The sequence below is a fragment of the Oscillibacter sp. PEA192 genome, from assembly GCF_003574015.1.
GTDB lineage: Bacteria > Bacillota > Clostridia > Oscillospirales > Oscillospiraceae > Oscillibacter > Oscillibacter welbionis.
The window spans coordinates 1,845,064-1,867,509 of record NZ_AP018532.1 but is presented as its reverse complement, the minus strand read 5'-3'; the positions used below and the strand labels follow the sequence as shown (position 1 = coordinate 1,867,509).

Annotated in this window: 16 protein-coding genes, 1 tRNA gene and 1 riboswitch; of the genes, 11 read left to right on the top strand and 6 right to left on the bottom strand. The window is 58.9% G+C overall.

Going from position 1 to position 22,446, the window contains the following annotated elements; genetic code table 11:
• Nucleotides 1–110 precede the first annotated feature (110 nt).
• Nucleotides 111–977 (bottom strand): rhomboid family intramembrane serine protease, encoded by an 867-nt coding sequence (locus DN611_RS09200; protein WP_025544114.1) that lies wholly within the window; start codon nucleotides 975–977, stop codon nucleotides 111–113.
• Nucleotides 978–1,176: 199 nt separating this feature from the next.
• Nucleotides 1,177–1,271: riboswitch (SAM riboswitch) on the top strand.
• A 93-nt stretch (nucleotides 1,272–1,364) separates the two neighbouring features.
• Here DN611_RS09200 and metK point away from each other — a divergent pair.
• Nucleotides 1,365–2,552 (top strand): methionine adenosyltransferase, encoded by a 1,188-nt coding sequence (metK, locus tag DN611_RS09195; protein ID WP_021750104.1) that lies wholly within the window; start codon nucleotides 1,365–1,367, stop codon nucleotides 2,550–2,552.
• Between the two features lie 75 nt (nucleotides 2,553–2,627).
• On the opposite strand, the gene DN611_RS09190 is transcribed toward metK, so the two are convergent.
• Nucleotides 2,628–3,074, bottom strand: coding sequence for a GNAT family N-acetyltransferase (locus DN611_RS09190; protein WP_119311135.1), 447 nt, complete (start codon nucleotides 3,072–3,074; stop codon nucleotides 2,628–2,630).
• A gap of 171 nt (nucleotides 3,075–3,245) precedes the next feature.
• On the opposite strand from DN611_RS09190, the gene DN611_RS09185 reads away from it, so the two are divergent.
• Nucleotides 3,246–3,800, top strand: a complete 555-nt coding sequence (locus tag DN611_RS09185) for a hypothetical protein (protein WP_119311134.1) — start codon at nucleotides 3,246–3,248, stop codon at nucleotides 3,798–3,800.
• Between the two features lie 53 nt (nucleotides 3,801–3,853).
• On the opposite strand, the gene DN611_RS09180 is transcribed toward DN611_RS09185, so the two are convergent.
• Nucleotides 3,854–4,279, bottom strand: coding sequence for a DUF2383 domain-containing protein (locus DN611_RS09180; protein ID WP_021750107.1), 426 nt, complete (start codon nucleotides 4,277–4,279; stop codon nucleotides 3,854–3,856).
• 173 nt (nucleotides 4,280–4,452) lie between these two features.
• Here DN611_RS09180 and DN611_RS09175 point away from each other — a divergent pair, with 173 nt between their 5' ends.
• The 9 genes from DN611_RS09175 (at nucleotide 4,453) to DN611_RS09135 (ending at nucleotide 19,853) form a co-directional block, all read left to right on the top strand.
• Nucleotides 4,453–5,469: a glycosyltransferase family 2 protein gene (locus DN611_RS09175; protein WP_021750108.1), complete on the top strand. Its 1,017-nt coding sequence runs from the start codon at nucleotides 4,453–4,455 to the stop codon at nucleotides 5,467–5,469.
• A 19-nt stretch (nucleotides 5,470–5,488) separates the two neighbouring features.
• A complete protein-coding gene (locus DN611_RS09170; RefSeq protein WP_021750109.1) occupies nucleotides 5,489–7,012 on the top strand; it encodes an O-antigen ligase family protein in 1,524 nt (507 codons plus the stop codon).
• Between the two features lie 20 nt (nucleotides 7,013–7,032).
• The gene (locus DN611_RS09165; protein WP_267288388.1) at nucleotides 7,033–7,317 is read left to right on the top strand and encodes a hypothetical protein; all 285 of its coding nucleotides are present in this window, start codon (nucleotides 7,033–7,035) and stop codon (nucleotides 7,315–7,317) included.
• A 175-nt stretch (nucleotides 7,318–7,492) separates the two neighbouring features.
• Entirely contained in the window at nucleotides 7,493–8,335 is an 843-nt protein-coding gene (locus tag DN611_RS09160) for a tyrosine-type recombinase/integrase (protein ID WP_119311133.1), read from the top strand.
• Between the two features lie 328 nt (nucleotides 8,336–8,663).
• Nucleotides 8,664–9,512, top strand: a complete 849-nt coding sequence (locus DN611_RS09155) for a tyrosine-type recombinase/integrase (RefSeq protein ID WP_119311132.1) — start codon at nucleotides 8,664–8,666, stop codon at nucleotides 9,510–9,512.
• Between the two features lie 87 nt (nucleotides 9,513–9,599).
• Nucleotides 9,600–17,993 carry a Cna B-type domain-containing protein gene (locus DN611_RS09150; RefSeq protein ID WP_119311131.1) on the top strand — a complete coding sequence of 2,798 codons (8,394 nt, stop codon included), beginning with the start codon at nucleotides 9,600–9,602 and terminating at the stop codon, nucleotides 17,991–17,993.
• Nucleotides 17,994–18,177: 184 nt separating this feature from the next.
• Nucleotides 18,178–18,253, top strand: a tRNA-Pro gene (locus tag DN611_RS09145).
• A gap of 233 nt (nucleotides 18,254–18,486) precedes the next feature.
• Nucleotides 18,487–18,906, top strand: a complete 420-nt coding sequence (locus DN611_RS09140) for an HTH domain-containing protein (RefSeq protein WP_025544103.1) — start codon at nucleotides 18,487–18,489, stop codon at nucleotides 18,904–18,906.
• 2 nt (nucleotides 18,907–18,908) lie between these two features.
• Nucleotides 18,909–19,853 carry an IS3 family transposase gene (locus tag DN611_RS09135; protein WP_025544101.1) on the top strand — a complete coding sequence of 315 codons (945 nt, stop codon included), beginning with the start codon at nucleotides 18,909–18,911 and terminating at the stop codon, nucleotides 19,851–19,853.
• 71 nt (nucleotides 19,854–19,924) lie between these two features.
• On the opposite strand, the gene DN611_RS09130 is transcribed toward DN611_RS09135, so the two are convergent.
• The 3 genes from DN611_RS09130 to DN611_RS09120 all read right to left on the bottom strand — a co-directional run bounded on the left by DN611_RS09130 (nucleotide 19,925) and on the right by DN611_RS09120 (nucleotide 22,312).
• Nucleotides 19,925–21,121 (bottom strand): tyrosine-type recombinase/integrase, encoded by a 1,197-nt coding sequence (locus DN611_RS09130; protein WP_025544100.1) that lies wholly within the window; start codon nucleotides 21,119–21,121, stop codon nucleotides 19,925–19,927.
• A 16-nt stretch (nucleotides 21,122–21,137) separates the two neighbouring features.
• Complete coding sequence (locus DN611_RS09125) at nucleotides 21,138–21,347, bottom strand: helix-turn-helix domain-containing protein (protein ID WP_025544099.1); 210 nt, start codon at nucleotides 21,345–21,347, stop codon at nucleotides 21,138–21,140.
• A gap of 638 nt (nucleotides 21,348–21,985) precedes the next feature.
• Complete coding sequence (locus tag DN611_RS09120) at nucleotides 21,986–22,312, bottom strand: DeoR family transcriptional regulator (RefSeq protein WP_081692087.1); 327 nt, start codon at nucleotides 22,310–22,312, stop codon at nucleotides 21,986–21,988.
• Between the last annotated feature and the right edge of the window lie 134 nt (nucleotides 22,313–22,446).

Here is a 22,446-nt window from a genome sequence, read left to right as displayed (position 1 = left end):
GGTGTCGTTTTTTTCAGTATACCGCATTTGTGGGCCGGAAGGAAGAGAAATCTCAGGGGCCGTGTCAAAAAAGCGGTCCCCGCCCCGATGGGCGGAGACCGCGGAAACGCTCACTGCGTAAAATGTGTGTGGTTGAAGATGTGGTCCTCACAGAAGCAGTGGTAGCCCGCGCACTTGGAGCAATAGCGGAACTGCAGGTCCGGAAAGTCCGTATCTGTGCGGCCGCAGACCTCGCACTTGTGGCGGTAGCCCTGCTGCTGGGCCTTCTTCCGCTGCTGCTTCACTGCGGACTTGAACTGGATGGTCTGGTGGGAGTTCTGATGGCGGACGGCAAAGCCGAACTCCCGCAGAAGGTCCCCGATCCTGTCCCAGAAGAACACCAGATACACCAGCCAGACGGCCAGCAGCTGGGGCAGTGTGAACAGCGCCGCCCACATACCGGAACGGAGCAGGTCATACAGGGTCAGCAGCACATACAACGCCGCCAGCCACTTGGCCTTGACTGGCAGGATCAGATAGACGCGGATCAGCGCGTCAGGGTACAGGGTAGCAAAGGCCAGGAACAGGATCTGGTTGAGATTGCCGCTGCTGACAACGGGAAGCGGGGACCACAGTATGCTGATCATGCCGAATACCACCATCAGCACGGCGCAGGCCAGATAGAACAGGGTGAACTTGGCGGTGCCCCAGTACTCCTCAATGGAGGTGCCGATGAAGTAGTAGAAGGACAGGCTGATGAAGATCCAGAACAGAGAGCCGTTGGTGGGCAGGAACATCCAGGTGACCAGCCGCCACAGCTCTCCCTGCAGAACGAGCTCTGCGTTGAAGTACAGCATATAGCTGGCATAGCCATTGGAGAACAGGTCCAGCACAAATACCACGGCCATGATCCCCACCAGAAACTTCATCAGGTTCGGAATGCCGAAGCGGGGATGCTGCAGGCAAAAGCGGTCCACGCTGTCGCAGAGTTTTCTCACGGTGAAGCCCTCCAGAACATTTCAAATATACAAGCGATATCCATTATACCCGATCAGAGGAAAAAAGTCATGTATAATTTTTGAACAGGCGGAACATCTGCGCAGTTTTCCGACGGGGCGACGGATTTCTCCGCAAAACCGGAAAAACCGTATTGACAAACGGGAAAAACCTGATAAGATAATAGGGACAATTTTATTACCCTTATCAAGAGTGGCGGAGGGAACGGCCCGATGAACCCACGGCAACCTGCTTATGACAAGGTGCCAAATCCGGCGGTGATCGACAGATGAGGAGCAAGCAACCAAATCCGTTTGTGCGTTTCGCCGTCGAAACGCACATTTTTTTCGCCCCTTGATGAGGTCAGTGCTCAGAAAGGAACCTGTACTATGGCAAGACACTATCTCTTCACCTCCGAGTCCGTAACGGAGGGCCACCCCGACAAGGTCTGCGACCAGATCTCCGACGCCGTCCTGGACGCCATTCTGGAGCAGGACCCCAACGGCCGCGTGGCCTGCGAGACCACGGCCTGCACCGGATTGATCCACGTGATGGGCGAGATCACCACCAGCTGCTATGTGGACATCGCCCACATCGCCCGGGAGGTGGTCCGGGACATTGGCTATGACCGGGGCAAGTACGGCTTTGACTGCGACACCTGTGCCGTGGTTACCTCTATCGACGAGCAGTCCGCCGACATCGCCATGGGCGTGGACAAATCCTTGGAGAACAAGGAGGGCACCGACAGCGAGCTGAGCAACGGCGCCGGTGACCAGGGCATGATGTTCGGCTACGCCTGCGACGAGACGCCGGAACTGATGCCCCTGCCCCTGTCCCTGGCACAGAAGCTGTGCAAGCGCATGGCGGAGGTCCGCAAGAGCGGCCAGGTGCCCTATATGCGGCCCGACGGCAAGAGTCAGGTCACCGTGGAGTATGACGAGCACAACCGCCCTGTCCGGGTGGATACAGTGGTCATCTCCACCCAGCACGACCCCGATGTCTCCCTGGAGCAGATCCGGAAGGACATGATCGAGCAGGTGGCCAAGGCCGTGATCCCCGCGGACATGCTGGACGAGAACACAAAGTATTACGTGAACCCCACCGGCCGTTTCGTCAAGGGCGGCCCGGCGGCGGATTCCGGCCTCACCGGCCGGAAGATCATCGTGGATACCTACGGCGGCAGCGCCCCCCACGGCGGCGGCTGCTTTTCCGGCAAGGATCCCACCAAGGTGGACCGCTCCGCGGCCTACGCCGCCCGGTACGTGGCCAAGAACATCGTGGCCGCGGGCCTTGCCCGCCGCTGCCAGGTGCAGTTGGCCTACGCCATCGGCGTGGCCCAGCCGGTGAGTGTGCTGGTGGACACTTTCGGCACCGGTACGGTGGGAGACGACAGGCTGGAGACTGCCGTCCGCAAGGTGTTTGACCTGCGGCCCACGGCCATCATCCGGGACCTGGACCTGCGCAAGCCCATCTACCGCAAGCTGGCGGCCTACGGCCACATGGGCCGGGAGGACCTGGGCGTGACCTGGGAGAAAACTGACCGCACGGAGGCTCTGAAGGCCGCCGCAGAGGCGTGAAGCCTTTTCCAAAACTGAATCAAACGGTATGATACAGGCGGCGCCGCTGATTTTCAGCAGCGCCGCCTTTTCCGCTCAAAGCTCCATGGACAAATATACCATGTCCGACAAAAGCCGCCCCCCTTCGTATATGGGGTGGTCGTAAAATTGAAGGAAGAAATTGGGGACCCGGTGGCTTTCCCGGAACCCGCAGGCCCGGTAGAAGGGGAGGGTGAGGGCACTGTCCCCGGTGCCCACCAGGAGGCATGTCCCTCCGGCGGTCCGGCAGGCGCCGGCCACATGCCGAACCATGGCCCGGCCGTAGCCCTGGCGCTGAAAGGCCGGCTCCACGGCCAGATTTTTGATCTCGAACACGCCCGGCGCCTCCTTGGTCACCACGCATACGGCGCGAAGTCCGCCATCGTACAGCGCCAACAGCGTTCCGCGGTCCAGATAGCGGTCGATCATGTCCTCCTGTTCGTCTCCCAGCAGCAGGAGGGGGAGAAAGTCCCGCTTGCCCGACTCGATTCTGCGAATATCCATGCCTGCGCCTCCCTGTCTCTGATACGGGTAGAAGAGCACATTTCCTCCGGATTGTCAAGTCCGGGGTGCCGTAATTTGTCTAAAAGAGTCCGAATGTGTCGAATCTATTTCAAAAACCTGCGATTTTTGATATGCTATGTATGAATTGAAGAGGAGAGGAGACGGTTTCGGATGGATGAAGATATCCTGCGGACAGTGGAAAAAATCAGTGGGAAACTGAGCCGGGACTGCTATTACGACCTGTGCTGCCTGGTCAAGGCTGCCATCCCCCGTATGCCGGGCACCTTCTCCATGGAGACGCTGTATCCGGAGGCGCAGAGATACAGTGAAAAGGAAAAGGACACCCTGGCAAAGGCCCTCTCCCGGGCGGCGGAGGACATCTGGGACTGCGGAGACCGGGCGGAGCTGCAGAAGCTCTTTCAACGCGTGCTGCGGGAAAAGCCCACGCCGAAGGATCTGGTCCGGGTGCTGGCCTTGTCGATCTGGCGCCGGCGCAAGGCGGTGCGGCCGCAGGTGCGCTATCAGGTTCTGGAGACCCGGCACCCCCGGCGATTCGGATTCAGCGGCGAATCCTGGGAACCGGAGCGACATCTGGTGGTCCTGCTGCCGGGAAGGGAACAGGCAGAGGTAGAGCAGCTGGTGCGCAGACTGAATCAGCGGCAGATCCCTATCCAGGAGGCGGAGGAGCGTTTTCTGAATGGGGAAGATCTGCTGCCGGTCCTTTGAACAGAGGAGGAGCCTCCCGTAGGAGGCTCCTCCTCTGCTTTGCGCCGGGTGTGTTACAGGAACTGCTTCATCTGGGCGGCGTTGGCTTCCTCGGTGTGCAGCAGCCGCTCCGCGAGATTTCGGATCTCACGGTTTCCACCGGCGTAGTCCCCCAGATGCCGGGTACTTTTGGTGGCCCCCATGGTGTTTCCCTGAATGACCATCTCCGCGATGTTGGATGCAGAGGGGTCTGCCAGCGTTTTGAAAGTGGACATGACCTCTGCGGACACCTTGGCCAGAAGGCCTGGGTCCCTGGGCTCCTCTCCCAGAGACCGGAGCAGGCGCTCCGCCTGATCCGCGATCTGGCGGTACTCGGCGCCCTGCTGGCTCAGAACCCGCCGCAGGCTGTCATCCCGGACCTGCCCGTCCAGGCTGTTTAGCCCCTCAATGCCCATCTCCGCCGTCTCATGGACGTATTGGAGCAGCTCGATATCGTTCATATTGGATCACCTCGCTCCTAGTATGCCCGGCTTTTCCGGGAAAAGACGTTGACCTTCCCAGGGAAATCGGGTACAATAGCTCCGTGTAAGAGCCCCAGATTCTGGGGGGAGGGCGCCGGAGTTTCCGCGCCGCAGACTGAAGAGAGGCGCCGGAGGGCGCAAGGAGGCTGTCTATGCCCAGCATTTCCGTCATTGTGCCTGTCTATCAGGCGGAGAAATTTCTCAGAGACTGCGTGGAGAGCGTGCGGCGGCAGACCTTTTCCGACTGGGAGCTGCTGCTGGTGGATGACGGCTGCACCGACGGCTCCCCGGCTCTCTGCGATGAGCTGGCCCGGGAGGATGACCGCATCCGGGTGTTCCACAAGGAGCGCAACAGCGGCGTCAGCGAGACCCGGAATGTGGGCCTTGACCATGTCCGGGGGACCTATATCGCCTTTCTGGACTCCGACGATCAGTACGAGCCCCAGTGCCTGGAGACGCTGTGGAACCTGCGGGAGCGGGCCGGGGCGGATACCGCCGCCTGTGCGCACCTGAACCTGTGGCCTGATGGCAGCGAGACGCCGGAGCCGGTGCTGCCCGCCGGGATCTACGACGCCGACGCTATCCGGGAGAAAATCGTCAATCCCCTGCTGGGGGACCGGCTGGCCCAGCCGGTGTTCAATGGATTCATCTGGCGCTATCTGTTCTCCGCAGAGATTTTTGACAGACTCCATCTCCGCTATGAGGGCGCCTATCTGGAAGACGAGCTGTTCCTGATGGAGTATTTCTGCAACGCCCGGCGCCTGGCGGTGACGGAGACGCCCCTGTACCGCTATCTCCAGAATCCGGCCTCCGCCACCCACAAGTATATGAAGGACTTCCAGCAGGTCTTCGGCCGCTTCATGGAGCGGAAGGAGGACTTGGCCGCCCGGTACGGCCTGACGCCCGGCCGCCCCCAGTGGCGGGAGAACTCCAACTGGGCCGGGCTGTTGATCGCCATCGGCAACGAGTACGCCCCGGGCAATCCCAAGACCCTCCGGCAGCGGCAGGAGACCATCCAGGCCCTGTGTGCGCGGCCGGATATGGCCCACGCCATCCGGACGCTGTCGCCCGCCGGCATGAGCCGCAACAAGCAGTTGGCAGCAAAGCTGGTGCGGGGGGGCCGCTTCTGGCTGCTCTCCCAGCTGTACCGGATCAAAAACCGCATCTGAAGAAACGAGGTTTCCCTGCATGAGCATTCTCCGCGAAAGCTATCTGTATCACCTATGGGCGGTGCTGTGCACCGTCTACTATGACAGCGCCGTCCACCGCTGCCTGGTGCGCATGGGCGCCTGGTGCAACCGCCAGATCGACGAGAGCCGTGTTCTCCGGGTCTTGTGCCGGGAGGGCGTTGCGGCCCGGGCCTGGGAGGAGAGCATCCTCTGCCGGCTGCTGACGGGCCTCATCAACCTGCCTGCCTGGCTGCTCCACAAGCTGTACCTTGCCCTGCGGGCTACGTTTGATGACAGCGTTTTCTCCCGTCTGGCCTTTGAGATGGGACATGAGACCGCCGTCGCCCAATCCTGGCTCATCATGCTATTGTGGGTGATTCCCTTCTCGCATTGGAACAACGCATATAGTATGCTGGGCTTTGCCGCCCTGCTGGTGCTGTTCTATGCCGGGGCCATGTCCCGGCGGGACTTCCGGCTGGACGTGAAGCACATCGGGTTCTATCCGGTGGTGCTGTTCGGAGCCATGTTCCTGGCGGTGCTGTTCTCCTATGAGCCCTCCGCCTCCTTCCGCTTCCTGCTCTACCATATCTCCGCAGCGCTGTGCGTGCTGGTGACGGTCAGCGCTGTCCGGGGCACAGAGGATTTGAAGCGGCTGGCCGCCGGCGGTGGGGTCTGTGTGCTGGTGTCCTCGCTGTACGGTGTGTACCAACGGATCCAGGGCGTGGAGGTCAACGAGTCCTATGTGGACCTGGAGGTCAACGCCGGTATGCCCGGCCGGGTGGAGTCCTATTTCGACAACCCCAACACCTTTGCAGAGGTGCTGATCCTCCTGCTGCCCCTGGTACTGGCGCTGATCCTCTGCTCCAAGCGGGGCATCTCCCGCGTGACGGCCTGCGGCGTGTTTGCCGTGGGTGTGCTGGCTCTGGGCATGACCTACTCCCGGGCCAGCTGGGTTGGCATGGCCTGTGCCATGGTGGTGCTGGTGTTTTTGTGGAAGCCCAAGCTGATCCCCGCCTTCGCGGTGCTGTGCGTGGTGATGGTCCCTTTCCTGCCGGACACCATCTGGCACCGGGTCCTGACGATCTTCAATCCGGCGGATACCTCCACTGCCAGCCGCATCCCCTTGTATCAGGCGGCACTGGAGGTCATCCGGACGTCTCCCGTCTCCGGCGCGGGTCTGGGCACCGCCGCCGTGCAGGACTACATCAGCGACTTCAACCTCTACCACGCAGAAGCGCCCTTCGTTCACGCCCACAACTTCTACCTGCAGGTATGGATCGAGGCGGGACTGCTGGGGTTTCTGGGCTTTGTGGGCTCCATGCTGTGGAACATCAAAAAGGCGGCCCGCACGGTCCGGCACTGCGCCCCCTCTGCCGCCCGCACCATCACCTGTGCCGGAGCGGCGGCTCTGTGCGGCGCCATGGTGTGCGGTCTGGCGGATTACCTGTGGAACTATCCCCGGGTGATGTGCATTTTCTGGTTCGTGTTCGCGCTGACCATCGCGGGGATCAAGGTCTGCCGCCGGGAGACGGAGGCGGCCTGATGGAGGAGAGAAACTGCCCGATGGAAGATCCATTCGCATTTTTGACCCTGAACTTTCTGAAGAAGTCGGAGATTTTTCCCGGCTCCCTCGGCACCTTCCGCTACCGCTTCCAGCGGACGGGAAAGGTGAACGATGGCACCGTCCAGGCCTGGGTCTATGAGAACATCTGCTTTGAAAAGGCCCAGCACATTGAGACGGAGACCTTCCCCTGGACAGAGGAGGGCATGGCATCCCTGCGCTCCTGGCTGAACGAGCGCCTGCGGGAACGGGGAAGCGAGCTCTACCGGGTCTGGGGAGGCCGATAAAAAACAACAGCATACTGTAAGGCAGCCCGCGGAGGGATTCTCCGCGGGCTGCCTTTTTGCGCAATTCGGAACTTTTTTGGAAAGCATCTCCATAGGCGGAACATATCCGACGCCATTTTGGGTATGCTTACAAAAAATACCCGCGTCTGTGCGGGCGGATTTGGGAGGAGTCAAGATGGAAGAAATCACGCTCACAGGACAGTCTATCTCCGCGTTCCGGGAATTTCTGGTGGAAAACGAGAAAGCCCGTGCCACAGTGGAAAAATACGTGCAGGAGGCGGAACAGCTGCGACTGGCTCTGTGCGGCGCCCCGGTGACCAAGGCGGGTGTTCTGGCATACCGGGAGCGCCTGCAGCAGCAGTACAGGGCTCTGACGGTCAACAACAAGCTCTCTGCTGTGAACGCGTATCTGCGGTTCTGTGGAGCGGAGCACTGCGAGGTGAAGTTGCTGAAGGTTCAGCGGCGGGCGTTTCGGGAGGAGCAGCGGGACCTGACGGAGTCGGAGTACCGCCGGCTGCTCTCTATTGCCAAGGGGCGCAAGAACCAGCGGCTGTACCACGTGATGCTGACGATCTGCGCCACCGGTATCCGGGTGAGCGAACTGCGCTTCATCACGGCGGAGGCCCTGCGTGCTGGCCGGACGGAGATCCGGCTGAAGGGAAAGTGCCGGACCGTCCTGCTGCCGCAGGAACTGGCGGAACGCCTGCGGCGGTATGCCAGGGCGCAGGATATCCAGGAGGGGCCCCTGTTCCGCACCCGCACCGGGCGGCCCCTGGACCGCAGCAACATCTGGCATGAAATGAAAACCCTCTGCCGGGAGGCCGGCGTGATGCCGGAAAAGGTATTCCCGCACAATCTGCGGCACCTGTTCGCCAAGTGCTTTTATGAACAGGAGAAGGATCTGGCGCATCTGGCGGACCTTCTGGGCCATTCCTCCATTGAGACAACCCGGATTTATGTGGCAGTGAGCGCCAGGGCCCATGAACAGATTCTGGAAAAAATGCGGCTGATCGTTTAACAACAAAACAATGATTCTGTTGTAAATCGACAAAGCTCTCTCCACTACATACATTGGAATATAGTTAGTATAAAACAAAAAAACTACAAAAGCAACGTCCTTTTTTTGCGGTTTGGATTTTTTGAGGATTCCAATTTTGCGGCCCAAAAGGGAAAGGTGCCGTTTCGGCCAAAACCGACTCTTCGTGCTCTGGCACCGTATTTCCAGCTGATGACAGGTTTACAACAGAATCATTGTTCTGTTGTAAATCGGAAAGAGATGGATACGGAGGAGATATTTGGAAAGCATTCAGACAGTGAAAGCGGCTTTGGAGAGGAGAGAATGCCCAATGCGTGAGGCGATGGAAACGGCACTACAGGACAGGACCGCGGCGCCGGCGGAGCTGACAGTTACCTGGGAAGAAGTCTGCCGGTATCTGGACAGCTTGGCGGCCCGGGGCCGCCGGCGGGAGACGATCCAGGTCTACCGCCCCAAGCTGGAGGCGTTTTACCACTTTCTTCCGGAGGACAAGCGGGTGGCTGCAGACACACTGGAGCTCTGGCGCGCCGCCTTGCTGCGGGAAGGCTACTCGCCCGGTACAGCCAACACCCATGTGTCCGCCGCCAATGGGCTGCTGGCCTATCTGGGGCGGCGGGATCTGCAGCTGATCGGCCAGCTGGACACCGAAGGGGAGATCCAGCCGGAGTTGAGCCGGACTGAGTATCTGCGCCTGCTGGCCACAGCCCGGAATCTGGGCCGGGAGCGTACGTATCTGATGGTGAAGGTCTTTGCCCTGACAGGGATCCGCGTAAGTGAGCTGAACCGGGTGACGGTCCGGGCGGTGGAGGAGGGACGTGTTCTGACCGCCTGTGACGGCAGAGCGCAGTACGTCCTGATTCCTGCCTGTCTGCGGAAGGAGTTGACAGTCTATCTCCGGCGGGTGGGGATCACTGCGGGGCCGGTATTCGTCACCCGAAGCGGCCGCCCCATGCGGAGGACCCAGGTGAGCGGAGAGATCCGGACTCTGTGCAGGGATGCCCGGGTGGATGGGGACAAGAGCAACCCCCGCTGTCTGCGCAGGCTGTATCAGGTCACGCAGGAACGCATTCGGGACAGTGTACAGATACTGGCCGAGCAGGCCCACGAGCGGATGCTGGAAGAGGAGCAGCTGACTGTGGGCTGGGAGCAGGGCAGCTGAGTCCTGCCCAGCCGACGCAGCAGGGGCGTGGACGATAGGGACGCACTGGATATGTGTGTGAACAATTTTTCAATGAGGTGAGGGGTTATGCTGTATCGAGGCAAGAGAGTCCGGGAGCGGGGGCGGCTCCCAAAGGGAAAGTTTCCGAAGAAGGGAGGCCGGCGGCTGGTCAGCGGGCTGCTGGCACTGGTACTGTGTCTGACCCTGGTGCCTGTGATTTACGCAGATACGGTGGTGACGGTGACAAGCTGGTATGCCGCCGGGGCATTTGAAGAGAACACGCTCTACTGGGTGGATAACAACAATGAGGACGGAGTGCGTCCCGGGGCGAATACGTATCAGCCGTCGCTGTGGTTCCGGATCGACAACGGGGAATGGATTGAGCTGAAAGGCGGGGAGGACTCGACGCTCTCCGGGGTGGGCCTGTCCGCTATGCCGAAAATGACGGTGGCCGACAACGGGAACAACACCTATACGGTCTCCGTCCCGACCGGCGTGTTGCCGGAAGCGATCGAAACCACAACATCCGATGGCTACGGCGGGGAGACCTCAACAGAATCCCGTGTAGAGTGGATCATGGGACCGTCCGAAGGGGTTGACGGCTACAGCCCGGTAGAGGTCAACAACGGCAATGTGTCGGAATATCCCTCCGCCGGGGACAACTACGGCTGGTACTATGTGCTGGAGGACGAATTCAACTTCCGCGTTCAGCTCCGCTGGGGTAATCTGGGCGGCGCGGAAGGCATCGCAGAAGCCATTTACAACAGCTTTGACTTCGTGGTGGACACCAACTATACAGCAAGCTCCCTCCGCCGGCTGCTGGCAGAGATGAAGGATCAGATGAAGATAGAAGAGGACCCTGATGGAGACCCGGACAACCCCACCAGCGGCACCGTCACCGTCAGCGGTCTGTGGAAGTACAACCTGGACGGCAGCCGGATCAACTACTCGGTAGAGGAGACCAGGGAGGGAGACGGAAAAGGCGACGGCCGGCTGGACGCCGCCGACGGCATCGCGGCGGGTGCCCTGCCCGAGGGCGACTACTTCCAGATCTCCTACGACAACTCCAGCACGCCCAACGTGGGCACAGAGGTGGGGAAGCTCTATGACGGCGGCAGCCTGTACCTGACGCTCACGGGCGTAAAGGATTATCAGGCCTCCAAAGTCTGGGAGGACGCGGCGGATCCGGATCACCGCCCGGCAGGTGAACTCCAGCTGTGGCGTTACCGAGCCGGGCAGAGCTACACAACGGCCGCGCCCGTCCGGGATGATGGGGGCAGCATTCTGACGGTCCCGCTCAACGGGCAGGAGAAACAGGACATTCAGTTTGCAGAGCTGCCCAAGTATGACTCGGAGGGCTACGAGTATATCTATGTGGTCCGAGAGTATCTCACTGGTGAGCATGCGGGGGACTACACCCAGGTATTCGGCGCGGTGGGGGAAGACGGCGGCGTGACGGACATCATCTGGGCGCTGGACGAGGATTCCGGTACGCTGAAAAAACTGACCAGCGAGGATGCAGACTTTGCACGGGAGACGAACAATACATACCTCTACAACGGGGGAACCCTTTCCAACAAGCTCTCCGGCACGGTGACGGTTAATGCGACCAAGATCTGGAAAGCAGCGGCTTTCCAGTCGGCGCTGGAGGATGTCCGGGTGGAGCTGATGCTCCAGGCCCGGCCGGTGGGCAGTGAGGACCCCTGGGAAGACACGGAGATCACCGAGACGCTGGGAACGGAGAAAACGGGAAAATTTACGGCGGAGAACCTGGGCGGCCTGTCCGTCAGCGCCAGCGCGCCCAAATACGATAACCAGGGCCGGGAGCTGGAGTACCGCTGGGTGGAGTCGGCGGTTTACCAGGGCGAGAATAAAACAAATCTTCTGGACAACAACTCGTTTACCCTGTCCGGCGGCGGCAGCCGGGGAGATGCAAAGTACCGTGTGACCGATGTGGAGAACGGCAACACCACCGAGATCACCAATGCCGTCAGCAACCAGATAGATTATACGGTGGAAAAGAAGTGGAAAAGCGGCGCCCAGGAGGGGCCGGTGACCTTCGCCCTGTACCGTACCATCGGCGAACAGTCTCTGACAGAAACATGCAAGGTTCTTACCTTTACAATGGATGCAGGTGGGACCGTCAATGTTGATTTCACGAAGGAAAACGCATTCATAGATGCGATCGACGGTGAAATTTCCATTCAGTTTTCTGAGGCCTGGAAAGCCCTGCTCCAGAACCTCCCAGAGTATGACGAAGAGGGGCGCCGGTATGAATACCTGATCCTGGAGGAGAACGGGAACCCCACCTATGAAACCTCCATCGACAGCAGCACCGGAGACTATACGACCATCGTCACCAACGGCCCGGGAGGAAGCCATCGGATCCTGGTCCAGAAGAACTGGGTGGACGACAGCGACGCCGCCCACCGGGAGCCAGTGGAAGTGACGGTGTACAGCAAAGAAGGAGATCAGGCGATTACCTTCGTCACGCTGGGCGAATCCCAGGAGGACGGAGATCCCATCTGGTACGCATGGGCCGGCATTGGAGAACTTACGCCGGACCAGGTCTACATCCGGGAGACCAAAATCGGAGCGACTGCGGTCCTTGGAACCGAAGGCGCCCCGACCGAGGGAGAGATCAACGCTCCCGGAATCACCCGCGACACTGTCCCCGGCAGAAACCATGCCTATGAAGCTACATACGACCGCGAGGAGATCGCGGGTGAGACGGTCTGCACCGTCACCAACCGCCGGCTGGGCAATGTGGACCTGACCGTCACCAAGGACTGGCGGGACGGCGGCGGAGACGGCGTGGGGGAACTCCAGGCAGCCCTGGAGAACACCTCCGGCCTCACTCTGGCCGTGAAGCTGAAGATCGCCGCCAGCGATGATACGGAAGGACAATTTAAAATCTATCAGAAAGATGGATTTGGCTATGTGAACCTGGGCGGCGGGGATGTACAGATTCAAGACAGAAGCGAAAGACGGGTTTCCTCTATTCAGCCGATTCTCACGGCAGATACGAAGTCCAACTCCCTTGACTTCTGGAACCTTCCCAAGTACGACACCAACGGCACAGTGGTGCGCTATACCGTGGAGGAGGTCTGGCTGGACGGCGGCAATGAGATCACGCTGGATCAGCTGCGGACCATTTCTCCGGAGGTCTATGCCCTGTGGAATACATACACAAGCTCTGTAAAGGAAGAATCCTATACGGCAAATGACGGTGAAAACAAGAATGACGAGCAGAAGATCACCCTCACCAACAAACGCACCGGCGTAACGGACGCTGTCTGGTACAAGCAGTGGTACGACATCTATATGTATGGCTCCGGCAGTCGTCCGGACATCTATCTGGACATTTACCGGACTGTGCATACCTCTGCTGCTGAGGACGGGATCGAAACCGAACTGATCTATCCCAGCTACCGCTGGACAAACGAGGGCCTGCTCCCGCCGGAGACGGAGGCGCCGTCCGAGGGAGCAGGCGATCCCGCGGGTGAGGAGCCCGGCACCGCCTCCGGGGATAACGGATCTGCGGACCGGCAGTATTTCTGGCGGGCCGAGCTGGAGAACTTGCCCAAGTATGACGACTGGGGTTACAAGATCACTTACTCCGCGGTGGAGCGCACCAGTGTAAACGCCTCCGACTTTGACTACGCCATTGCGGAGTACTGGACGGGTGAAACTTGTCTGGGCACGCGTGACGAAGCTGACCCGGGGATGGAGGCGGCTTACGAAGCGCAGACCACGAACCTGGACGGCGTCAACCCACCAGTGTCTCAGGATGCCAGCAGTTCTTACGCCAAATATGCCCTGAACGCAAATGGTACCTTCGTCAACCGCCTGAATAAGCCGGTCGCCATTGAGGGACGGAAGCTGTGGACCAACCTGCCCGCTGGCTATCCGGCGGTGGACCTGCCCAACGTCGCCTTCGCACTGTACCGGCGGGTGCAGGGCAGCGGGGAGGCGTTTGACTTTGGCGGAGCCCCCATCGCGACCCTGACTGTTCAGGACTGGTCCGGCCTGAAGAACTATACGTTCCGGCTCCTTTATGAGGGGAAAAATATCATCGATGACGGAGCCGGAACCGTCCGGCCGGAATCTGAAGACCAGCCAGGGCTGCCCAAATACACGGAGGAAGGCAAGCTGTACGAATATGTTCTCCGGGAGGAAGGCATCACCGGCGCCAACGGGCTGCCCCTGGACGGTACCGGCGAGGGACCCCAGGAATCGCTGGATCTGTTTGATATACAGGAGATCTCCAACACCTTCCAGGTGGAGAACGTGTTCCACAGCCCGACTGGCAGTCTGTCGGTGAAAAAAATCCTGGAACTGCCTTTGGGCGGAGATGACTTGCCCATCGCCTACCCCGCCGTGCGCTTCCATCTGTACCGGGTCTACATCCAGAACAACGGCCAGCCCTCCGCGCAGGAGCTGGTGCGGACGGCCACTTGGTCCTCGGAGGAGGTCGAGGCGGCTTACCAGCAGCGAGGAGACAGCACAACTGTTGAAACGGTTCTTTCCTTTACAGGCCTGGAGCAGTATGCGCCCAACGGCTCGCTGTACCTCTATCATGTGGAGGAGGACAAGAGCTTCCTGGGCGGCTACGATACCTGGTGCGGCCCGGGCGACCTGGAGGCCCAAGACGTCACAGGGGACGGATATACTGTCGGCGGTCTGCTGCCCCATGAAGAGCGGGAAGAGGCCGACGCCACGTTCCTGAACAGCCGGAAGGCTGTGCAGACAGAGTTCGTCACCCTCACGGGCCAAAAAGCCTGGGAGGACTTTTACGACGCCTTCGGTCTGCGTCCGGATGCCCCCTATGAAGAGGGGAAAGATGGTACATTGGTCCCCGTTATCCGGCTCACTGTGACCCGCCGCGCCGCTGCCCAGGAGGGGCAGGGCGACCCGCACATCGAGGAGAAGCTGACAGAGGGCGAGGACTACACCGTCAAGTGGACCCAGGATGCAGAAACCGGAAAGTGGACTTATCAGATCTGGGGTGCGGACGATCCGGATGCAGAAGAGCCCGGCATCTCCGCGGAAGAGCCCGCCGAACCGGGCCCCGGCCAGGGAGAGGAGACAACGCCGCCCACAGAAATGCCCCCGGAGGAGGGAAACCAGCCCGCCGATCCTCCCACGGACGAAGGGGATACACAGAGTCCGGAACCTCCGGCAGATGGGGAAGAAGACCAGAACCCGGACTCCCAGGCGGGAGACGGGGACGGCCAGTCCGCCCCGCAGGAGGAGACCCTCAGTGCCGCCAGCCTGCACAGCGATCCGGCGGATGGGGAACATGGCGGCGCCGGCAGCGTCCCGGTCACACCGACAGAACCTGCGGAAGATCCGGACCAGATCGGAGACCCCGATTCCCAGGATCCCTCCGAAGAGACGCCTCCCGCCGCGCAGCCCCAGACGGAGCTGGAAAAGTGGGCCCCCAACGGCGCCCGGTGGGTGTACACCGTGAAGGAAGAGCTGAACTCCGATCTGAAGGAAGCGTTGTATGAGCGGTACCAATATTACTTCACCGGCAATGGGACAGCGGGTGAGGACTCCGCAGACGGCGACACCATCCACATGAAGGAGCTGAAAAACTCTCTGGAGACCAGAGCCCCCTTCACCAAGCGGTGGGTGGGCAGCGATGGCGAGCCCATCACTGCCGATTACATGGACCTTGGCGAGATGTCCGTCACCTTTGAGCTGTATGTCAAGGAGGGAAAGAGCGGAGGTTGGCAGAGGGCAGCGGACTATTTCACGCAGGAGAACCTGGGAGAAGACGCGTACGAGAAACTGAAGGATGCCGGAATACTCAATGGTTTTTCGATCACATTGGAAAACCGGCATATCTATGATTCCTGGAGTGGAGCTTGTGAGAACCTGCCGCGTGTAGTAAAAAAAGACAGCGGGATTTCGGAGCTGTCCTATCGCGTGGTGGAGACGGAAATCGCTTATCAAGGCGGAGCCGCGACGATTACTGTCGATACCTGCGGTGAAGAGTTCGCATACACTGTTGCAGACAGCGGCGGCCTTTTCACGGGAATTGAAGACACCTACACGGAATCCGGAAATTCGACCACCATCACCAACAAGCTGGCGACGACCTCGCTGCAGGTGCAGAAGATTTGGACGAACGACCGGAACAACGTCTATGGCACCCGTCCGGATACAGACGAAGCCGGCAAGACCTGGGAGACCAGTTTCCTGATTCAGCGGACCACGGATCTATCTGTTGGCTGGGAAGCGGCAGCATGGGAAGCCGTCCAGGTGACCGGCGAAAACGGTCAAAAGCAGGATCTGGTAGTGACCCTCACCGGAACGGATACAGAGGGCACGGTTGAATCGCCGGTAGGGATGACGATTTCCGGCCTGCCGAAACAGAATGCGGAAGGGGAGTACACCTATCGCGCCGTGGAGCTTGAGCCAGGATATCAAATGACGAACGGAGCAGTCGATTTGAGCAGCTATGTCCTGCTCAGAGATTCCTACAACGAGGCGTACACGGCGGCCTACACCTATGGCGGGCAGTCTGACGACGGCTTCCTCACCACAGCGGCCAACGACATGCAGACCACCAAGGTCTTTGCCGGCAAGACGTGGATGCCTGCCGGCGAGGAGGGCGCCCAGGTCACCCTGCACCTGCAATATGCGGTTCCGCTGGAGAATCCGGCAGAGGGCCCGGCGTATACGTGGAAGACCCTGACGGCTGTATCCGTCACGCTGGATGGAACTACGGATCCTGATCTGGACAAACCCTATTACGAGTACGCAGAGTGGAAAGCCGTCTGGGAGAACCTCCCAGCCCGAATGCCGGGCAGCTATCTGCCGGACTCCGACTCCGAGACAGAATACCGCGTGACCGAAGCGGTCAGCGGCAGCTACGTCCAGGTGGGAGATACGAAAAAGGAAAACAAGACCGATGTGGATGGGACCTACCCTGAATTCCAATTCACCAATAAAGCTGTGACATCCCTGACAGTGGAAAAGAAATGGCACACCGCGGATACCAAGAAACATCCGATCACAATGGAACTCTGGCGGACCACGGACAAGAACCTGATGGGGAAGACCGGCGTGGATGGAGTGGAGCAGGTCGCCGGCATGACCGCAGAGCTGTCTGCGGCCAATAACTGGCGCCATATTTTCGGAGAGCTGGACAAAGTAAACAGCCAGAACCAGAAATACTATTATTACGCCATTGAACAGGGAACCCCGGACGAGGACATGGAAGTGATCTACGATCATGGAGAACCGACGGAAACTACGGTGGCGTTCACCACTGCCATCACCAACAGGGGCTATACGGACATCCCGGTCTCCAAAACCTGGCGGGATGACAGTGACGCGCAGGGCCTTCGCCCGGAGACGCTGAAGCTGACCCTCTACCGCAGAACGGATCCGGCAGCCCAGGGCGAAGTAGCAGGCGAAGTGACGCTGTCCGCGAAAAATGCCCAGGACGGAAACGCCGATGTCTGGACATACACCTTTGAGCATCTGCCGGATACGGACGGCAGCGGTAATCCCTATACCTACTGGGTGGAGGAAGAACACCTGGAGTCGTACACTGTGACAGGGAGCGGTACGCTGGCTCTGACCAACACACTGGGCGGCAAGGAGACGGAAATTGCCATCCAGGGGCGGAAGACCTGGGTGGGTGATGGAGCGGACGACCGTCCGAACTCCATCACGCTGAGCCTCCTGCAGAACGGCACCAAAGTTGCCGAGCGGGAAGTCACCCCGAACGCCGACGGCAGCTGGACCTATGATTTCGGCAGCTGGCCCGCCTACGACGACAGTGGCCGGGCGTACACCTACACTGTGCAGGAGGAGCCGGTGGATGGCTACGGCACCCGGGTGGACGGATGGAACGTCATCAACGGAAAGGGGAACCTGACCGTCAAAAAGCAAGTGTACAGCGGTGACCGGCAGAGGGACTTCTCCTTCACCGTCACGCTTGACGACAAGTCCATCAACGGCATCTGCGGGGATATGACGTTCCAGGACGGCGTGGCAGCATTTACCCTGAAAGACGGGGAGAGCAAGACAGCCAAGGGCCTGCCCTCCGGCGTCGGCTACACAGTGGCAGAGGCGCGTGTGGACGGCTATGGGACCCGCGTCGAGGGGCACAACCCCGGGATGGTCCCGTTCGGAGACACGGCGGAAGTGCTAATCATCAATTATGACGACACGACTCCGCCGCCGGACCCGGATCCAGATCCAGACCCCAAGCCGGATCCAGACCCGGGTCCCGATCCCATGCCGGATCCAGATCCGCATCCGACCCCTGACCCGGACGAAAGCCCGGATCCTGATATGCCGGATACGCCGGACGAACCGGGGCACCCTGATGAACCGGATGACTCTGTTCCCACGGGAGACACTGCCCAGCTGGCGCTGTATCTGGCACTGCTGGCGGCCTCTCTGGCTGGCGCAGCAGCCATCGTGATTCTGGGCCGGAAGGGCAGGAAGAGAGACTGAAAAAAGCATTGAACCAACGAGGCAATCAAACCGGGGGCACGCATACCGTGCCCCCGGCCTTGGGGCCGCAGTCCTGAGAGATAGGGATCGAAACAACTTCCACACTTGACAACGGCCAAAAAATTCCGTATAATAAACTACGTTGCTTTGCGGGGCCTTGGTGCCCTGGAAGAGAGGCAGCTATCCGGGTGTAGCGCAGTTGGTAGCGCGCTTGGTTCGGGACCAAGAGGCCGTGGGTTCAAATCCCGCCACTCGGACCAAAAATCCGCTGATTTCACTAGAAATCAGCGGGTTTTTTGTACTTTTTTGAGGACTTCATTTTTGCTGACCCATTTTCTGACCCATTTTTTGCCTAAACTGTACCTAAACTGTACCCAAGAAAATGGACACGATGGATTTGACCCACGGCCCCGTTTAGTGGACACGCATTTGACCCATAGGGTCAGAGGCACCTCATCTGTGATAAAATAAGATCACCAGATGGAGGTGCTGCATGAGCACAAAAAAACAATTCACGCCGGAGGAGATCCGGCATCTACGGGCAAACCCGTACACACGGTGCGTGACAGCGGACACGATCTCCTACACCCTCGCCTTCAAGGAGGCGTTCTGGGCCTTGAGCCTGCAAGGGTACACCGGACCGGCCGCCTTCCGCAAGCTGGGCTATAACACGGAAGTCCTGGGCTTCGAGCGGGTCCACAACACCACCAAGCGCATTCGGCGGGAAGCCAAGTCTCTGGAAGGGCTTCGTGAGGGCACCCGGGGCGGCGTGCGCCTGCAGAAGGAGACAACATCGGCGGACTCCCCGTCTGTCGAAGCTGCCAGACGGATGCGGCGGGAGATCCTGTGCCTCCAGCAGCAGATGGCGTTTTTAAAAAAAGTCATGCGGCTGCACGACAAGCCGGAACAGTAGTCATGGACAGTGCCGGAGAACGGTTCGCGGCCATCCAGGAGGCGTTGGCGGACCGGAAGAACATCCTCACCGTGAAAGAGCTGTGCGAATTGGCCGGTGTGTCCCGCTCCGGCTATTACAACTGGGTGCGTTCCGAACGAGCCAGGGAAACGAGGGAGCAGAGGGACCGGGCAGATTTTGAGTGGATTTTAGAGGCGTACCGGTTCCGCAGCTACGCAAAGGGCGCCCGGGGCATCCACATGCGGCTGCTGCACATGGGCGTGCGGATGAATGTGAAGAAAATCCGCCGGCTCATGCGGAAGTACCGTCTCACCTGCCCCATTCGGAAGCCGAATCCCTACCGCAGATTACAGAGGTCTATCCGGATGGGCAGCACCGCGGAGAATCTGGTGAACCGGGAATTTGAATCACGCGGTCCCAGGGCCATCCTCCTGACGGATATTACCTATATCCCTTTGAATGGGAAGTTCTGCTATCTGTCCACGATCCTGGACGCCTGCACGAAACAGGTCTTATCCTATGCCGTGAGCGAATCTCTGGAAGTGGATTTCGTTCTGGAGATGGTGGAGCGGCTGGTGCAGAACTACGGCACCTCGCTGAACAAAGAGACTGTGATCCACAGTGACCAGGGCACCCACTACACCAGCTTGAAATTCATTCAACTGGTGGAGAGCCGGGAGCTGCGGCGCTCCATGTCCCGCAGGGGCAACTGCTGGGACAACGCACCCCAGGAGAGCTTTTTCGGGCACATGAAAGACGAGCTGGCCGGTGAGATCCCCGGTTGGACATCCTTTGCGGATGCGAAGGCATCCATTGACCGCTGGATGGATTATTACAACCAGGACCGCTGCCAGTGGGACTTGGCGAAGCTGTCCCCAAACGAATTTTACGAGTACATCTCCACAGGTGAGCACCCCGCCGGAATGCTGCCGCAATGGGTCAAATGATTTTGTCCTTGACTTGGGGAGCACTTTAATTAGACGGAGCTGGACAAAATGGACGATTTCAGGTGCTTTCATCACAGCTTCATCTCCATGAACTGCCCCATTTTCTCTGCCGCTTCCTCCTGCATTTTCCGCGTCACATGGGTATAGGTATCCAGTGTGAATCCGGAGGAGTAGTGGCCCAGCATCCCGGAGAGCGTCTTAATGTCGACACCGTTCTGGAGGGCCACGGTGGCAAAAGTATGCCGCAGATCATGAAAACGGCAGTCCTCCAGTCCAGCGTCCCGAAGGATTCTCTTGTGGATTCGTGCCACGGTCTCAGGGCTGTACATGGTTCCAGTTGTTGGGGAAGGGAACAGATATGGATTATTCGGATGCAGACTGTGTTCCTGGATCAGTAGATCCACTGCCTGCTGGGGAACGATCAGGGTACGGATGGAATGCTGGGTCTTGGGCTGACTCACCACCAGTTTTCCATTCAGCCGGCTGACAGACTTCGTCACAGAGACGCTTCTGTTCTGTGGGTCCAGATCGCTCCAGAGCAGAGCCAGTAGCTCGCCCCGACGCAGGCCGGTAGTCAGCTCTAGAAAAAACAATGGCAGCACGTTCCGCTCTGCTGCCGCCTGTAGATAGTCCCCGATCTGCTCCGGCTGGATGACCTTCATTTCCTTCCGATCCAGTTTTGGAGGTTTGCACTCCATCGTCGGATTTTTAGCGATGATACCGGCACGAACTGCCTGTTCCAATGCGGCGTGCAGAAACATATGAACACTGCGGACCGTTTTAGGACTCAGACCGGAACTCGCCCGTTTCTGGGAATGTACCCTTCCATTGATGCGAAGATCTTGATAAAGAATCTGGAGACGCAATCCGGTCAGTTGACTTAACGGAACTTCACCGATTTGCGGGATTACCAGTTGATTCATAAAGTAGCTGTATTGTATTTGGGTGCTTTCTCGAATATTTTGTTTCGCATAGAGATCGTACCAGGTCTGGAGCCACTGCGCGACTGTGTACTCTTGACAATTCATTTGTGGTGCAGAAGTTCCTTGCGTTTCCTGAGCCAAACCGGTCAGCGGCGTTGCTTTATGTTCCCGATTCCAGACCGCTTCCCGAAGCTGCCGCTTACACTCGGCTTGTGTCCTTGCCAGAACACTTTTGTAAATGAGTTTCCCGGTTTCCTCGTTCCGGCCTGCCGTATAACGGCCTTCCCAGCGACCGTCTGAACGCTTTCGAATGCTGCCATCTCCACGGTTTTTCCGATTGGACATTTTTTCATCTCCTGTTTTAAATCTGTTCAGACACTTTCCGGTCTACCCAGGCCAGCAGCCGATCCTTTGGAACAACAATCCGGCTTCCGACGAGCATGGCCGGGAAGTTTTTCCTGTGGGCCAGTTCATAGGCTCCAGCCCGCGATATACTGAGTACACTTGCCACTTGTGGGATTGTCAGCATTACAGGCAGTTCCTCAAAGGACTTATAGATTTGGTTCGCCATATTGTCTGCTCCTCTCTTTTATAGTTTGCTACCGTCTTGATTCCACAAATACAGCCACCACGTCTGCTTTAAAAGCTCTTTCTGTGATCTCTGTAGCTTCTGAAATCAAGCTGGGAACTTGCTGTAAAGCGATTTTGCTTTATAGATGGGATATATCACGGGCCGGAGATTATTTGCAATCTCCGGCCCGCAAATCGTGTCCCGACCTCTGAATTTTTCTGCTTCTCTTGTGAAACCATACTCTGAGGCGGACACTTATAAAATCTATTTCTTGTTATTCAGCTCTATTCGACACTACTTCCCGAGCTGATGGGCGACATACGGATCGGCGTTTGGCAACGCCCACGGGACTCTCACCCCTCCGAGGATCTCTCCGAGCTGGCCCCGCATACGCGGGGCAGGTGTACCATTATAGGCTGACAGGGTCGTGGCGAAACAGCCTGCCAGAGCTGCTTTGGGCTAGATGGACCCGCTCCGCACCTTTCTTGCCGTCGTTGATGCAGACTTCCGCCTGCACAGGTGGTCTTCGCGCATCCGCCGCATCGCTTTTCCCCTTCCGGGGGACTGCCAGCTGATGGGAATCCGCTGCCGGATATTCACTTTTCGAGGTACACGAAAGCCACAGAAAGTCCATCTTTCTAATAGCTTCCCGGCAGAGCGAATTGGATGAGGATGGAGTTCATTACCTTCAGGTCCTCGCCTTCCAGGGTCAATCGGACTCGCACCAATAGAGATGTCTGCCTGGCTGACAGACGCTTTTGTTCTGGATGGTACCAATTGGAAACGCGAATGCCTCCATAAGGGCCAAATGAAGTTTCGATGGGATATGTACATGCAAGCGCGATCAAATCGCTTCGGATCGTACGTTCGCAAACGCCAAAACGGTCCGCCAGTTGTCTCGTTGTGCTGAACCGTGCGTTGCACAGATATTCCCATATCGCCTGTCTCCGTTCAGACGGCCCCAATTACCTCACCTCCTCACCTCGCTCTGTGGTTCTGAGGATAAAGCAAGACCCGGCAAGGTAATTGCCGGGTCTTAAAAATATTTGAGAAATCAGTCGGTTTTCTATGTTTTATCCAATTTATAATTCAATTTTAT

Excerpts from the sequence above, each read along its gene's own strand:
- DN611_RS09180 (WP_021750107.1), bottom strand. The coding sequence starts at position 4,279 with ATGAACGATATCGAGCTGCTCCAATACGTCCATGAGACGGCGGAGATG.
- DN611_RS09170 (WP_021750109.1), top strand. The coding sequence starts at position 5,489 with ATGAGCATTCTCCGCGAAAGCTATCTGTATCACCTATGGGCGGTGCTG.
- DN611_RS09130 (WP_025544100.1), bottom strand. The coding sequence starts at position 21,121 with ATGTCCAATCGGAAAAACCGTGGAGATGGCAGCATTCGAAAGCGTTCA.
- DN611_RS09140 (WP_025544103.1), top strand. The coding sequence starts at position 18,487 with ATGAGCACAAAAAAACAATTCACGCCGGAGGAGATCCGGCATCTACGG.
- DN611_RS09175 (WP_021750108.1), top strand. The coding sequence starts at position 4,453 with ATGCCCAGCATTTCCGTCATTGTGCCTGTCTATCAGGCGGAGAAATTT.
- DN611_RS09190 (WP_119311135.1), bottom strand. The coding sequence starts at position 3,074 with ATGGATATTCGCAGAATCGAGTCGGGCAAGCGGGACTTTCTCCCCCTC.
- DN611_RS09165 (WP_267288388.1), top strand. The coding sequence starts at position 7,033 with ATGGAAGATCCATTCGCATTTTTGACCCTGAACTTTCTGAAGAAGTCG.
- DN611_RS09155 (WP_119311132.1), top strand. The coding sequence starts at position 8,664 with ATGCGTGAGGCGATGGAAACGGCACTACAGGACAGGACCGCGGCGCCG.
- DN611_RS09160 (WP_119311133.1), top strand. The coding sequence starts at position 7,493 with ATGGAAGAAATCACGCTCACAGGACAGTCTATCTCCGCGTTCCGGGAA.
- DN611_RS09150 (WP_119311131.1), top strand. The coding sequence starts at position 9,600 with ATGCTGTATCGAGGCAAGAGAGTCCGGGAGCGGGGGCGGCTCCCAAAG.
- metK (WP_021750104.1), top strand. The coding sequence starts at position 1,365 with ATGGCAAGACACTATCTCTTCACCTCCGAGTCCGTAACGGAGGGCCAC.
- DN611_RS09125 (WP_025544099.1), bottom strand. The coding sequence starts at position 21,347 with ATGGCGAACCAAATCTATAAGTCCTTTGAGGAACTGCCTGTAATGCTG.
- DN611_RS09135 (WP_025544101.1), top strand. The coding sequence starts at position 18,909 with ATGGACAGTGCCGGAGAACGGTTCGCGGCCATCCAGGAGGCGTTGGCG.
- DN611_RS09185 (WP_119311134.1), top strand. The coding sequence starts at position 3,246 with ATGGATGAAGATATCCTGCGGACAGTGGAAAAAATCAGTGGGAAACTG.